This window comes from Paenibacillus azoreducens, from assembly GCF_021654775.1.
GTDB classification, from domain to species: Bacteria; Bacillota; Bacilli; order Paenibacillales; family Paenibacillaceae; genus Paenibacillus_AQ; species Paenibacillus_AQ azoreducens.
In genome coordinates this window covers 6,592,142-6,604,700 of the sequence record NZ_AP025343.1, presented here as the reverse complement: position 1 = coordinate 6,604,700, position 12,559 = coordinate 6,592,142, and the positions used below count along the sequence as shown (strand labels likewise).

Below are 12,559 nucleotides of genomic sequence, written 5' to 3'. Positions count from 1 at the left end.
TTGTCGAACCATGAAGCGACAGACACCCAAATGTCATTTTGAAATAGAAAGCGGGGATCGTGAGGTTTACCAATTTAAGCGCCAGAACTTGGGCTAGCGCGGGGGAATGGATTCGCTTGGCTAAGCGGATTCACGGCAGCACCAAGTTGACGAGGTGAAGGTGTTCGAATGATTCGGCGGGGACCTTCCGGTGATTCACCAAAGCCGTCAAACCGAAAACGGAAAATGAATGGGTGACCGTTCACACAACGCTTCCGGTGGGTGAAACAAAATATTCATGAGTGTGCGGGCTAGATAACAGTGCGTGCGAGCGACAGCCAGAATGTACATTCGTGAAACGTACCTTGTAAACTTCATACAATGTTTGTTTTGCCGTACATCCTGGCATATACCGCACGGCTTGATCGTTCCCGTATGCTCACGAACCCATTATGGAGAAGTGAACGGAGGAATTTGAATTATGTGTGGTATTGTTGGATATATTGGTCAAAAGGATACGCAGAAAGTATTGATCGAGGGATTGAAGAAGCTGGAGTATCGTGGTTACGATTCCGCAGGTATTGCGGTGTTCACCAATCATGGATTGCAAATCTCCAAAGCCAAAGGTCGGATCGCCAATCTGGAGTCGAAGCTGGAAGAAGCGCCGCTGATGGGAAGCGCCGGGATCGGACATACACGCTGGGCGACCCATGGCAAGCCATCGGATGCGAACTCCCATCCTCATACGGACAACAGCCATAAATTTTCGGTTGTGCATAACGGCATTATCGAAAATTATTTGGAACTGCGGGAAGAACTGATCGCTGAGGGCCATCATTTTGTGTCGGAAACAGATACGGAAGTGATTTCGCATCTGGTTGCCCGCGAATATAACGGAGATATCGCCAAAGCGGTACAAAAAGCGATCTCGCACCTGCGCGGTGCTTTCGCATTGGGCGTCTTGACCGAATATGAACCGGATAAACTGGTAGCTGTCCGTCAGGCAAGTCCGCTTATTATCGGGATCGGCGAAGGCGAGAATTTTATCGGTTCGGATATTCCGGCGATTCTGCAATATACGCGTAACGTGTATATTTTGAATGACGGAGAGATGGCTGTCCTGACGAAGGACTCTGTCGAATTGATGACCATTGAAGGGAATTTTATTTCTCGGGAAATGATTCATGTCGACTGGGACGCCGTTACTGCGGAAAAAGGCGGCTTTGAGCATTTTATGCTTAAAGAGATTCATGAGCAGCCTAAGGCATATCGCGACACGATGCGCGGACGGATTGACGAATCCGGCAAAAAGGTCGTATTGCCTGAACTGAAGCTAACGAAGGAGCAAATCAAAGGCATTAGCAAAGTGCAGATCATTGCTTGCGGCACGGCTTATCATGCGGGGCTTATCGGCCGTCATGCGATTGAGTCGCTGGTACGGATTCCGGTGGAGACCGATGTCGCTTCCGAATACCGTTACCGCTCGCCAATCGTTACACCGGATACATTGGTAATCGTCGTAAGCCAATCGGGTGAAACAGCGGATACGCTGGCAGCGCTCCGTGAAGCACATTCCCACGGCGCACATGTATTGGCTATCACCAACGTGGTGGGCAGCTCCATTGCCAGAGACGCCGACGACGTTATCGTCACGCTGGCCGGACCGGAAATCGCGGTAGCTTCGACGAAGGCATACACGTCCCAATTGATTGCATTTTATCTGCTGTCCTTGTACCTTGCAGAGGTGCGTGGCACGCAATCTCCTGAAGAGATCGCACGGTTTATTGCCGCCATGCAGGCCTTGCCTGAGCAGCTTGAAAGCATGCTGGCTAAGCCGGATGCGATCAAAGCCTATGCAGAACAGATCTCCAAGCATGAGCACTTATTCTTTATCGGCCGGGGACTGGATTATGCAGTAGTACAGGAAGGCTCGCTGAAGCTGAAAGAGATTTCTTATATCCACTCCGAGGCATATGCTGCCGGTGAGTTGAAGCATGGCACGCTGGCCCTGATCGAAGAAGGCATTCCTGTCATTGCCCTGGCAACGCAAGAAGCCGTTCTCGAAAAAACGGTCAGCAACATCAAAGAAGTCAGCGCCCGCGGCGCCGACATTATGGCGATTACGCATGAAGAGCATGTCGCCAGCCTGCTTAAATCCGTACACCAAGCTTTTGCCATTCCGAAGACGCTGCCGTTGTTAACACCTGCATTGTCAGTGGTACCGATGCAGCTGCTGTCCTACTACGCTTCCCTCGCAAGAGGAAACGACGTAGATAAGCCGCGGAATTTGGCGAAAAGCGTGACGGTGGAGTAAAGGGAAGTTACGCGAGTTGTTGTTGTCAGATGATAAAGATGTCTGGAACCAATAAAGAAAGTTTGGAACCAGTAAAAAATGTGTGGAACCACACTTCTGTAACTTGATTTAACATCTTGAGGGTAGCCCGATGAATTATATCTGTGGCTACCCTTATTTTTTTATAATGTTATTGCGGCTTTTTAGCGAGGAGAATGAATTATGGAGGTGAAATGTAATGAGTGATATTAGATTTAGGGTAAAATGTATTCGGAAAGAAAATAAGCTTAGCCAATCTCAGTTTGCTCAGAGTATAGGAATCTCACAAGGTAATCTCAGTGAAATTGAAATGGGAAAATTCTAATCCTTCAGCTGAAACATTAATATCTATTAGAGTACGATATAATGTAAATTTGAATTGGTTATTAACTGGAAATGCTACAGAAGCTGGGGCTACATACGAGGACAATCGTGAGGAACAAATGCTAAAAGGATATAGAAGTTTGAACGATAAGGATAAAATTGAAATTATTGAAATTATTCAGTTGAAAAATAGATTAAAATCAACAGTGTGATTATAAAGCGGTAGAGTTATATATCTAAGGGAATATAGGGGAGTAATTAGCCAACCAGTTGTAGCTCTACGTGACAGTTTTATCATAAACATATCTTTGAAATTACGTAGAGCCCCATGTCCTGATTGGAATAGGGAGGCACAGTTTTGCTACAACCCTGATTACGGTGGGCTACGTGTAGTTTCTTTTTCGGCTGTTGAGCTTTTCTGCGGTCATCTTAGGTATTTCGGATTTGGGCACTAAAAGTTAACCAACAATGCTGCTTTCACTTCAGTAAAGTGTGGCAATAGAGTCACGATCAAAGCAATTTAAGTCGTATTAAAAAAGTCATAACTGAGTCGAGCAGATGCAGGATAATTCCTGACACTTGCGCGGCTTTCTTTTTAGGGTAAGGAATTAGGGTGAAGCAAAGGAAAGCAGGGGTCTTATCGAATCATATCTTAGAGGCTTTTCTCAGGCTTTGGGTAGGCATTCTTTCAGGCAGTGCTATTGCGTTCACTTAGACGATTTTGAAATTAAAGAAAATTCTTGCCGTAACTACAAGCGTTTTGTTTAACAAACTTGTGTCAAACAATTGCTTTAATTTTGATATTTACGATTACTGATGAAATGCAAAAAAATAAACACTTGGGACTCATGCAAGTAGTATGAGAAAAACACTTTAAATTTTGGTGTGTAACTAAAATCCTCAATTTACATCATACGATATTTTTTGCTATGAAAGGTAGTTGCTTTCATTCCGATAAATACAATAAACGCCAAGAACTTAAATATTGCAAAAGGGGGGAATATATGCAAATTGTAAAAACAATAGTTTCAATATGTGTAGGGTTGATAGCTGGTTATGTCATACCTTTTACACTTTTGTTGTTCGGATTGTCATTAGTCGGAGATTTTAGGATTGGTGATCCAGATGGTTATTTATATTTAGCAGTTCTTGTACTAAGTGTAGCAATTTTTATTTTTACTATAGTTCGATTAAAAATATATGGGTATAGTTTTCTTGCACTTTTTATAGGCTTTTGTGTTTTTCTTACATTAATGTACAAGTGACTTTACTTGTTTTACTTCATCTTAATAGAAGGGTAAATTGATATGAAAAATAAAATGCTTTCTGTTATTTTGGTATTCATTTTATTAATTAATTTATTCGAAGGAAATATTTATGGGGCTCCTAACTCAAGTAGTAAGCAACAAACTGCAAGTCCATTATCAGAAGATCCAAGAGTAGGAGTTTTAAGTACATATATATGGGCTCCTAAAACAACTCTTAAAACTACTGAAAGTGAAACTGTTCACTTTATGTTTAATGATGAGCCGCATCCAACAAAACTTGAGATAACACTAAACGGAAGTGTAATCGAGTCCGGAAGCTTGGGTTATCTAAAGGAAGGAAGCTTTGAATTGATTTCTAATAAGAGTGCGGAATGGATAAACATTTCTCTTCCTGACAAACTGGCACAGGTTCAAGTAATTAATGACAATATACTTTGCCTTTTTAAAGACAATTCTTTAAGAATCTACAATCTGAAGCTGAAAGATTGGAAGGAAGTAAATAACCGTACATCGATAAGTATGCTTCTTAAAGATCATGTTAACTTCTACGCATTTTCAGAAGAGACGGGAGAAGTATCGGTAATTATGAATGGAGGTGATGCCACTGGGTGGACTTTAGGTAATATTTACAAAATGGAGGAGGGGTATTTGACAAGCGTAAAGAGTTGTAAAGGAAACATCTTCCTTGCCTCGGTTCCAATTTATCTTTGGAAACCATTAAAATGAGAGAAGAAATCAAGTTTGCATTGGTTCTTGGTTTAACAATACTGGAATAGCAGCTACACAATCATATTATGCTCTTGATGTTTGGTATGGATTCTGTCGAGCGGCAGCATACACAAGTTCTGGGGTAACGCCTCTTGGGTGTAACAAATCTGATGATAAATATCAGCAAGCATTACATTTTGGTAATCAGACTTGGACTTATACTACAAATTAGAACAAGGGACAGCCGGCATTATGCTCCAGCTACTTTTTTTAAGAAGGAAAATGACATGGATGATATCGGTGCCAGGCGATTCAACGGGGAACGGTATTGTCGCTTTTATGTCTGGCACTGTAACTTTTAGCGGCGTTCGTGGTGGATAAGGAAATTGCGTTATGATTGATGATGGAGACGGTTTTGCCACTCTGTATGCCATATGCAAAAACCATCCCCTTTTTCTACCGGAACCAAAGTGGTAGACAAATCAGTATTGCTACAAGTCGGGGTGAAGTCCCTTTTATGTTCGAATATCTTTGCTACTCAAGAGCTCAGATTAATGCGAAATGCTCATTTAAAAATACATATTTGAAGCAGCAATATTTTAGTTGCACCAAGGCAAATAAACGGTAAATGTCGTACCTTGACCAGGCTCACTCACAACGCGGATGAACCCGCCGTGGGCTCTGACAAAATGATGAGCGATCGATAATCCGAGGCCCGTTCCGCCTGTATGTCGCGAACGGGCCTTTTCCACGCGATAAAAACGATCGAATAGGTGAGCCAGCTCTTCGGCTGGAATACCGATGCCTGTGTCCATCACTGACACACATGTATAAACCGCATCTAGATCCAGGACCTTGTCTTCAATTACAACCGAGATCTTTCCGCCTTCCGGAGTGTAGCGGATTGCATTAGTCAACAAATTGATGAATACCTGCGTGATCCGTCTCGCGTCGGCTACCACCGTTACCGGCCTTGTGTTCGAATGGAAGCTTATTTCTAATCCGTTCTCCTCAGCCTCCATTTTCATATCATCAACGACTTGTTCGAGTTTTGCCGCCAGATCGAGCGGTTTGCAATCCAATGCCAACCGGCCCGCTTCAGCCAAGGACAAGACATGAAGATCTTCCACAAGCAGGCCTAAGCGGATCACTTCGTCATGGAGTCTAAGCAGCATTTCCGGGGGGACGTATTGACCGGCCTGTTGAGCATTTTCTAATTTTAGCTGCATGACAGACAGCGGAGTTCGAAGCTCATGAGCAACATCAGCTACCAACCGCCTGCGGGCGTCCTCAGCTTCCCGGAGGCGAAGCGTCATATCATTGAATGTCTGGATTACTTTACCGTATTCGTCTTTTGATTGTACAGGAACGTTCACGTCCAGATCCCCCTGCGCAACGCGTTCGATAGCGGCAACGAGCTTTCGAAGCGGGATCGTCAGCAACCCTGAAATCCATAAACTGAATAACAGCCCGATTGCTATAAAAAACACCCAATTTTCAAGCCCAAATTTCTGCATTTTACCTGAAACATAAGTCTTCAAGATCTCGATTTGTTCCCCGGGCGGTGCGTTCAAATAAGATGCACTGATTTCTTCCTTACGAAATTGATCGAACACAGACTCCATGTAAACCTGTTTGGTTACGGCATGAGCGCCGCCGATAATAAGAACGAGAAGTCCCATGTAGATAAATATTTTTTGGCGTACCGTCAGCATCATGATTGTTCACCGAACCGGTAACCGAAACCGTATACCGTTTGAATATAACGAGGATTGGCCGGATCGTCTCCCAGCTTGCGGCGAAGATTCCGGATATGGGAATCCATCGTTCTTTCGTATCCCATATATTCGTCCTCGAGTGCAGCTTTTATTAACTGCAGGCGGCTGAAAACGATTCCGGGACGCGCAGCCAATGTATATAAAATTTTGAATTCCGTCGGTGTCAGTTGGATTTCCTGGCCATCCTTGAATACCTGGCATTTGGCCTCTGAAATGATCAGGTTATCTCTTTCCAATAACATCAACCTGTCTTCAGGACCATGCAAGCGGCGAAGCAAGGCTCGGATGCGCGAAGAGAGCTCGCGCAAGCTGAACGGCTTCGTCAAATAATCGTCCGCGCCGATTTCCAGACCGACGATTTTATCCGATTCATCCGATCGGGCTGTGACCATAATAATACCGCAGTGCGAGGAGTGCCTTATTTCACGGCATACGTCAATACCGCTTATCTCGGGGAGCATCCAATCAAGCACGACGAGATCAGGCCGTTCAGACCGGGCAATCATGAGCGCTTCCTTGCCGGTACAGGCGGTCAATACCCGAAACCCTTCACGTTGCAGATAGGTGTGCATCTCCTCAAGCATGTCCGGTTCGTCCTCCACAAGCAATAATTTCGGCTCCATTCTAATCACATCTTTCCAGTTTAGTTTACTTTCAGTGCGAGAATACACCGCTTACCTAAAATTATACCTTGATTTAGCATGTTCTTTGAAGAAATCCACATAAATAGAGGAAGAACTGCATAAGTTCTCGACATTTATTGTTTAAACTGATTGTGAAACGAGAGAAATAGCGGCGATAAACAAGAAAGGATAAGTGAGCGGGAGGCCGTTTTCATGAAAAACGTAAAATTAAAAGTGCTGGAAATGAGCTGAATTGTGTGCAATGTCGATTGAGAGGAACGGTTTGAACCCAGCGCTAAAGAGGGTTTGGATTTATCCAGAAAATTTAACAACAAGGAGGAGTAATTAACAAATGAAAATGAAGCTGGTTTTATCTGTAATACTTTGTGCATTTCTACTGGTTCCAACTATTGCCTCTGCTGAAATGACCAACGGTAATGTCGGATATGGAGTAACCACCCCCGGGCGACTCTGGGCCACGATAGATGCGGCGGTGGGGTTGATCAGCGCGATACTCGCCGGGCTGTCTCTGGCCCGCTCTGCGGGTCGTGTCGGCACAGGCAGCGGGCGACGCGGGGCCATCGTGGCCGGAGTGGCGGGGCTGATCGTCATAGCCTACGCCGTGCTGCATCTGACCATATTCACTGGTGATTTCGGCACAGGCAGCGGGCGAGCCGGAGCCATCATTGCCATTGTGATGGGATTGATCAGCATGGTTCTCGCCGGGCTAACTCTGGCCCGCTCCCGTCGCACCGGTTGACCTGACCATGGTGCCCTGCGCGTTGGGGTTCCTGCCCTTCATGGGCGTGTTCCGGTGGGTATCGGCTGTTTTTTTCTTCGATTCGTTGGGGGTGGGATGGAATGAAAATGAGAATGAGAATTATAGCAATATTCTTGTGTGGTCTGTTCATCCTTCCCTTATTCAGTTCAGCGCGAAGTGATGAAGGCATGCAATTAGAGCGATCGGGAACGTCAGTCTTCTCCGAAGTGGATGCGTATATTGCTCGTGAAATGAAACGACAACGTCTTCCGGGGCTGGCCCTCGGGATTGTACAAGGGGATCGCATTCTTTACCTTAAGGGATATGGTCAAGCCGATTCATCGGGTCGCCCTATAACAGCTGAAACCCCTTTCGGGTTAGGTTCGATCGGCAAGTCGATTACTGCTACGGCCGTTCTGCAACTTGCCGAAACAGGGAAAATTGACTTGGATGCTCCTATACAACGCTATATCCCCAACAAGTATAAAGGTGCAGAGTTCATTACCGTACGTCAGTTACTGAACCAAACAAGCGGGTTTACCCAAATCTCAACTTTTAGCAACACGCTGTCAAGTGCCAACGATCAAGATCAAGATGCTCTGGAGAAAAACGCCATGTCTTATGCGGAAAAGTTTTTAAAGCAAACCAATCAAACCGAACATTCCTACAGGTATTCGAACGCAAATTATGTACTGCTCGGCTATATTGTGCAACAAGTATCCGGCCAGTCCTATGGCGACTATGTGAAGGAACATATTTTCAGCCCTCTGTCTATGCATAACAGCTTCGTTACGCTCGATGAGGCAGCTGTACATGGACTGGCTAAGCCCTACCGTCGGATACTCGGATACAACGTTGCCTACGAAGGCCCCTATATCTTTATTCCAGGGGATGCGCCAGCGGGCTACCTCTATACCAGTGCGGAGGACATGTGCCATTACTTGATTGCCCAAATAAACGGCGGCCGATTTAAGGATGTTTCCGTCCTCTCTGCGAAAGGGATTCAGCTTATGCAGACCGAACCTGTTTCAGGAACGTACGCCATGGGTTGGATGACAGATCACATTAACGGTTTACCAGTTATCGGACAACCTGGTGGCTCGATTGGCTTTCAAGCCCAAACTTATATTGTTCCGGAACAACAACTGGGAGTTATCGTATTCGCTAACGTGCTTGACGCGATCGATGCCGCTTGGCCCAAAACACACGTCATTACGACTACCCACATCGCTTCCGGGGTCATAAACTTACTGAATGAACAACCGATTGGAGGATCTGGTCTAAGCATTTCGCAGAAATACTTGCTTGTAAATGGATTCATATTCATGCTCAGCGCATGGTTATTATACACGACCGCTCGAACTGCGATGCGTTGCCTTGGGCCTTGGAGTCCTGACAATTCTGGCCATACTGAAATATCTATCAAAGTTATATCAAAAATTGTTCTGAACTTTGCAGGTCTGTTTATTATCATGTTGTTGAGTATGACTCAAGTTGTGCCGGTATGGCATATTGCAACAATCTTTCAGCCGGACGTAATCCTTTGGCTCAAATGGATGACTGTACTGATGGCACTGAAGGGAAGCATGGAAGTTATTCGGTTGGTTCGGTTAATTCGGCATGTAAAAACATGAAGGTTGAAATGTTGAGAATAAGTGAGAAAACAGGAGGGGATTTCACTTTATAAGAGGAGTCCCGCCTAGGTGAGGCAAAAGAGGCAAGGGCATAGTGGCTTGAACAAGTGAAGGTTTTTATTCAGGCATTGCTCCTGCTGCGTTCACTCAGACGATTGCTATGCCCTTACGCCAGGCCTTTTTGCCTGTCCTTGATAGTGCTTTCGTCAGAATATAGTATAGTAGAGCGACGAATTGCAAGTAAGCTTCTCTTCAACATGAATAATAAGGTATTATGAAAAATGTAATGATGACCACTTCAGGACTTATTCAAAGTAGAGGAGCTTAGTGTATCTATGCAAGAGCTATCTTTAGAACAGCGGCTTTTGATAATGTCGGAATCCATGAGATTGACCGAAAAAGCGTTTGCTCATTGGGAGAATGCGATTATTACTCCTGATGAACTAGGAGTCTTAGCCGAGGAGTTTTTTAGGAAAGCCGCTACAGCCGAGAAACGGGCAGATTTTCAGATCGTTATGTGGGAGTATTTCGGAAAACTTCGTAACGCTCATTCGAATTATTTCGATCGAGTTGCTTCATTTCCCCATGGCGGGATGGTCAACTTTTCCTTGCTGTTATTAGGTGGAGCATGGGTGGTTAAAGAAGACGATTCTGGGTTGCTTCGAACTGGGGACGAAGTGATTTCGGTAGAAGGGAAGCCGCTGAAGGAATGGTTGGATGAAATTGGCCGTCTCACTGGAATTACAAATTGGCGTTCGATGATAGGCCGCTTGCCTTACTATCTTTCGCATTTTTGTTCGGAAGAACAGATCAAGATCGAAATCATGGACGAGCAAAGTTGCCGCCGATCTTTTGCTCTTCCTCGCAAATCGATTGACTTCGAAGCACAGAATCATGGGGAAACGACGGGAAGATGGCTTCTGCATAAAAAAAGGGCATACATACATATTCCAAGTTTTAATCATCCGAAATTTGAGGAAAGAGCATTGGGTCTTCTTGAGGAGTTTCGCGATGCATCTTCAATCATCATCGATGTGCGAGGCAATGGTGGGGGCTCTACTCCGGGAAGGTTAACACATCATCTCATGAATCGACCTTATCGATGGTGGAAAGAACAAGCACGTCATCCTGAATTCTTGAGACAAAGGCACCCGAATTCAAAAATTCGGTTTGCTACTGACTATAGTTATGCAGAGACTGAACCTGATTTTATTGATCCCTCGATTCAAATCGCCTATTCGGGTAAACTTATCCTTCTAGTGGATCGTTTCACTGGATCGGCCGCAGAGGACTTCATTCTCCCATTCATCGATAATAATAGGGCAACAATCATCGGAGAACGGACATTTGGCTCAACGGGTCAAACCCTATTTCGAAATTTTGATCATGGAAACATTATCGTCATGGTTGGCGCCGTTCGTTCACTTTTACCAAATGGCGGATCGTTTGAAGGGTTCGGTCTTGTTCCAGACATAGAGGTATCAATTAGAAGAGAAGATCTCTATCAAAACCGTGACATAGCACTAGAGAAGGCACTCGAGCTTATGGAAATCAGATAGCAGGAAAAATATTGGTTTCAGGAAGTATAATCGGAATTATCTATTGTGAAGACTGCTTTGCGCTTTGAAGCGACGAAGGTACCTCGGACATGAGTATGTATATTGGGTCAATCAGCATTTAGATGTCTATGTTCAAGGGGATATTGGATTGGAACTATTGAACATCGTCCGATATGAAAATGAGAATACATTTGTTGATTTCAAGCGAAGTCAGTATCAAAACAACGAGAGTTTTTTGAAGGATATTATGGCTATGGCGAATACGAACACAGATAACACTGTATCTACTCTGCGGGCTTCACCCTTGGTTCGCAAGGAGTATAGGCAGCGAGATTGAATCAGCGAACAACCCAGCGAGGCTAAGTCCGTCCGAGTTAGCCTCGCTGGGTTCGTAGATACGTCAGCTTTATTGTGGTTCGCTTATTCTTTATTGATCAACGGAACCAAGTAAAAGCACTGAAAAAGCAACTGTTATTGAGGATAAAGGGTAATAAACAACAGGAACAAAATAAGTAGTTCATCTGGCTGTTATAGTCGCGTACAGCTGCTTGTTGTGTTTCGGGCATGTCACCAGCCTTAGTAAAGAAGCATTAGCAATAATCGATGAAAAAATAATAAGTCAAAGCGCTGATGAATTGTTGTTTAGCGGGATAGCGTACTTATTGAAATAAAGATTGAAATAGGGAGAATGTAAAGATTAGAAAAGTTTGACCAGGAAAACAATTAATACAATAATCGCAACACCAATAAGGAAATTAACTGCGTTCCAAATAACCCCCCTAAAAAATCCGGATAATCTCCTCTGTTCTTCCTCTTCGTGGCGTCTTTTGTGTACGTCAGGATCGTATTGTCCTGGCGGATTACGAAAATCCATAAGTGTATTCCCCTTTCAGTTTTAATTGTCAGAAATAATCAATTTGTTCAAAGGTAAGTTTCACCTGGACGAGTAACTTTTTATTATTTGGCTACCTCTACTTTTGCTGTTAATCCGGGTTATGGTCACATTAAGGTTTTTGCAAAAAACACCGGAAAATCAACTATTACTGTAAGTTTACAGCATAGAAATTCAGGTAGAATTTATTTTACTGAAAGCATTGCTCCAGACGCTCAACCCTTGGATTGGAAAAGTTTCGACATAGGTTACCAGCAAGGAGTAATTGGTGGAGAATACATTGTCACATATCGAGCTGGTGGAAATGTTATGAGCGGAGAAGCTTGGGGTATGTCATTTACGATTCCTAGCGACCTTTAAAGACTGAACTGTGGCTTTATCTGTAGATGCTTTTCTAAATAGAGTCCCCGAACTTTAAGTTGTAATGTGATGACTTCTGAAATTATCAGGAGTCATCTTTTTTTATCATTTGATGTCTGGTATCGTCAAATATGAATAAATAGGAACTACAATAGACCCTCGCCGTCTAAGGAAGCGAGCGAGGGAAGTGTAACTTATGGATTGATAAAACTACAGGAGACCAACAAGGAGAAGGCTCGGATTTAGCTGGAGAAGAACTAAGATCTACTACATGATGATTTCTGAGGGTTAAGATGATATCCTAATTATGGAATGGGTTCGAAAATAAAATTCGATGGGAGT

12 protein-coding genes are annotated in these 12,559 nt (G+C 44.0%); 9 read left to right on the top strand and 3 right to left on the bottom strand.

Translation table 11 applies throughout. The features are described 5' to 3' along the window. The first annotated feature begins 460 nt into the window (after positions 1–460). The 5 genes from glmS (at position 461) to L6442_RS29560 (ending at position 4,629) form a co-directional block, all read left to right on the top strand. Positions 461–2,293, top strand: a complete 1,833-nt coding sequence (gene glmS, locus L6442_RS29575; protein ID WP_212979099.1) for a glutamine--fructose-6-phosphate transaminase (isomerizing) — start codon at positions 461–463, stop codon at positions 2,291–2,293. A gap of 217 nt (positions 2,294–2,510) precedes the next feature. Further along, positions 2,511–2,636 (top strand): helix-turn-helix domain-containing protein, encoded by a 126-nt coding sequence (locus tag L6442_RS33225; RefSeq protein WP_212979098.1) that lies wholly within the window; start codon positions 2,511–2,513, stop codon positions 2,634–2,636. Next, positions 2,611–2,847 carry a hypothetical protein gene (locus L6442_RS29570; RefSeq protein ID WP_212979097.1) on the top strand — a complete coding sequence of 79 codons (237 nt, stop codon included), beginning with the start codon at positions 2,611–2,613 and terminating at the stop codon, positions 2,845–2,847. The genes L6442_RS33225 and L6442_RS29570 overlap by 26 nt, the downstream gene beginning before the upstream one ends. 792 nt (positions 2,848–3,639) lie before the next feature. Continuing rightward, positions 3,640–3,900, top strand: coding sequence for a hypothetical protein (locus L6442_RS29565; protein WP_212979096.1), 261 nt, complete (start codon positions 3,640–3,642; stop codon positions 3,898–3,900). 42 nt (positions 3,901–3,942) lie between these two features. Beyond that, the gene (locus L6442_RS29560; RefSeq protein WP_212979095.1) at positions 3,943–4,629 is read left to right on the top strand and encodes a hypothetical protein; all 687 of its coding nucleotides are present in this window, start codon (positions 3,943–3,945) and stop codon (positions 4,627–4,629) included. A gap of 581 nt (positions 4,630–5,210) precedes the next feature. On the opposite strand, the gene L6442_RS29555 is transcribed toward L6442_RS29560, so the two are convergent. Together L6442_RS29555 and L6442_RS29550 are read right to left on the bottom strand one after the other, a co-directional pair. Further along, the gene (locus L6442_RS29555; RefSeq protein ID WP_212979094.1) at positions 5,211–6,329 is read right to left on the bottom strand and encodes a sensor histidine kinase; all 1,119 of its coding nucleotides are present in this window, start codon (positions 6,327–6,329) and stop codon (positions 5,211–5,213) included. Beyond that, positions 6,326–7,012 (bottom strand): response regulator transcription factor, encoded by a 687-nt coding sequence (locus L6442_RS29550; protein ID WP_212979093.1) that lies wholly within the window; start codon positions 7,010–7,012, stop codon positions 6,326–6,328. The genes L6442_RS29555 and L6442_RS29550 overlap by 4 nt, the downstream gene beginning before the upstream one ends. A gap of 352 nt (positions 7,013–7,364) precedes the next feature. On the opposite strand from L6442_RS29550, the gene L6442_RS29545 reads away from it, so the two are divergent. The 3 genes from L6442_RS29545 (at position 7,365) to L6442_RS29535 (ending at position 10,965) form a co-directional block, all read left to right on the top strand. Continuing rightward, positions 7,365–7,772, top strand: a complete 408-nt coding sequence (locus tag L6442_RS29545; RefSeq protein WP_212979092.1) for a DUF6223 family protein — start codon at positions 7,365–7,367, stop codon at positions 7,770–7,772. 101 nt (positions 7,773–7,873) lie between these two features. After that, positions 7,874–9,406: a serine hydrolase domain-containing protein gene (locus L6442_RS29540; protein WP_212979091.1), complete on the top strand. Its 1,533-nt coding sequence runs from the start codon at positions 7,874–7,876 to the stop codon at positions 9,404–9,406. 335 nt (positions 9,407–9,741) lie between these two features. Then, on the top strand, positions 9,742–10,965 hold the full coding sequence (locus tag L6442_RS29535; RefSeq protein WP_212979090.1) for a S41 family peptidase: 1,224 nt from the start codon (positions 9,742–9,744) through the stop codon (positions 10,963–10,965). A gap of 697 nt (positions 10,966–11,662) precedes the next feature. Here L6442_RS29535 and L6442_RS29530 read toward each other — a convergent pair. Further along, entirely contained in the window at positions 11,663–11,839 is a 177-nt protein-coding gene (locus L6442_RS29530; protein WP_212979089.1) for a hypothetical protein, read from the bottom strand. Positions 11,840–11,926: 87 nt separating this feature from the next. Between L6442_RS29530 and L6442_RS29525 the strand changes: the two genes are divergently transcribed. Further along, positions 11,927–12,217 carry a hypothetical protein gene (locus L6442_RS29525; RefSeq protein ID WP_212979088.1) on the top strand — a complete coding sequence of 97 codons (291 nt, stop codon included), beginning with the start codon at positions 11,927–11,929 and terminating at the stop codon, positions 12,215–12,217. Positions 12,218–12,559 lie beyond the last annotated feature (342 nt).

Coding starts and splice junctions, on each gene's coding strand:
- L6442_RS29555 (WP_212979094.1), bottom strand. CDS start 6,329: ATGATGCTGACGGTACGCCAAAAAATATTTATCTACATGGGACTTCTC.
- L6442_RS29560 (WP_212979095.1), top strand. CDS start 3,943: ATGAAAAATAAAATGCTTTCTGTTATTTTGGTATTCATTTTATTAATT.
- glmS (WP_212979099.1), top strand. CDS start 461: ATGTGTGGTATTGTTGGATATATTGGTCAAAAGGATACGCAGAAAGTA.
- L6442_RS29530 (WP_212979089.1), bottom strand. CDS start 11,839: ATGGATTTTCGTAATCCGCCAGGACAATACGATCCTGACGTACACAAA.
- L6442_RS29550 (WP_212979093.1), bottom strand. CDS start 7,012: ATGGAGCCGAAATTATTGCTTGTGGAGGACGAACCGGACATGCTTGAG.
- L6442_RS29565 (WP_212979096.1), top strand. CDS start 3,640: ATGCAAATTGTAAAAACAATAGTTTCAATATGTGTAGGGTTGATAGCT.
- L6442_RS29545 (WP_212979092.1), top strand. CDS start 7,365: ATGAAAATGAAGCTGGTTTTATCTGTAATACTTTGTGCATTTCTACTG.
- L6442_RS33225 (WP_212979098.1), top strand. CDS start 2,511: ATGAGTGATATTAGATTTAGGGTAAAATGTATTCGGAAAGAAAATAAG.
- L6442_RS29535 (WP_212979090.1), top strand. CDS start 9,742: ATGCAAGAGCTATCTTTAGAACAGCGGCTTTTGATAATGTCGGAATCC.
- L6442_RS29540 (WP_212979091.1), top strand. CDS start 7,874: ATGAAAATGAGAATGAGAATTATAGCAATATTCTTGTGTGGTCTGTTC.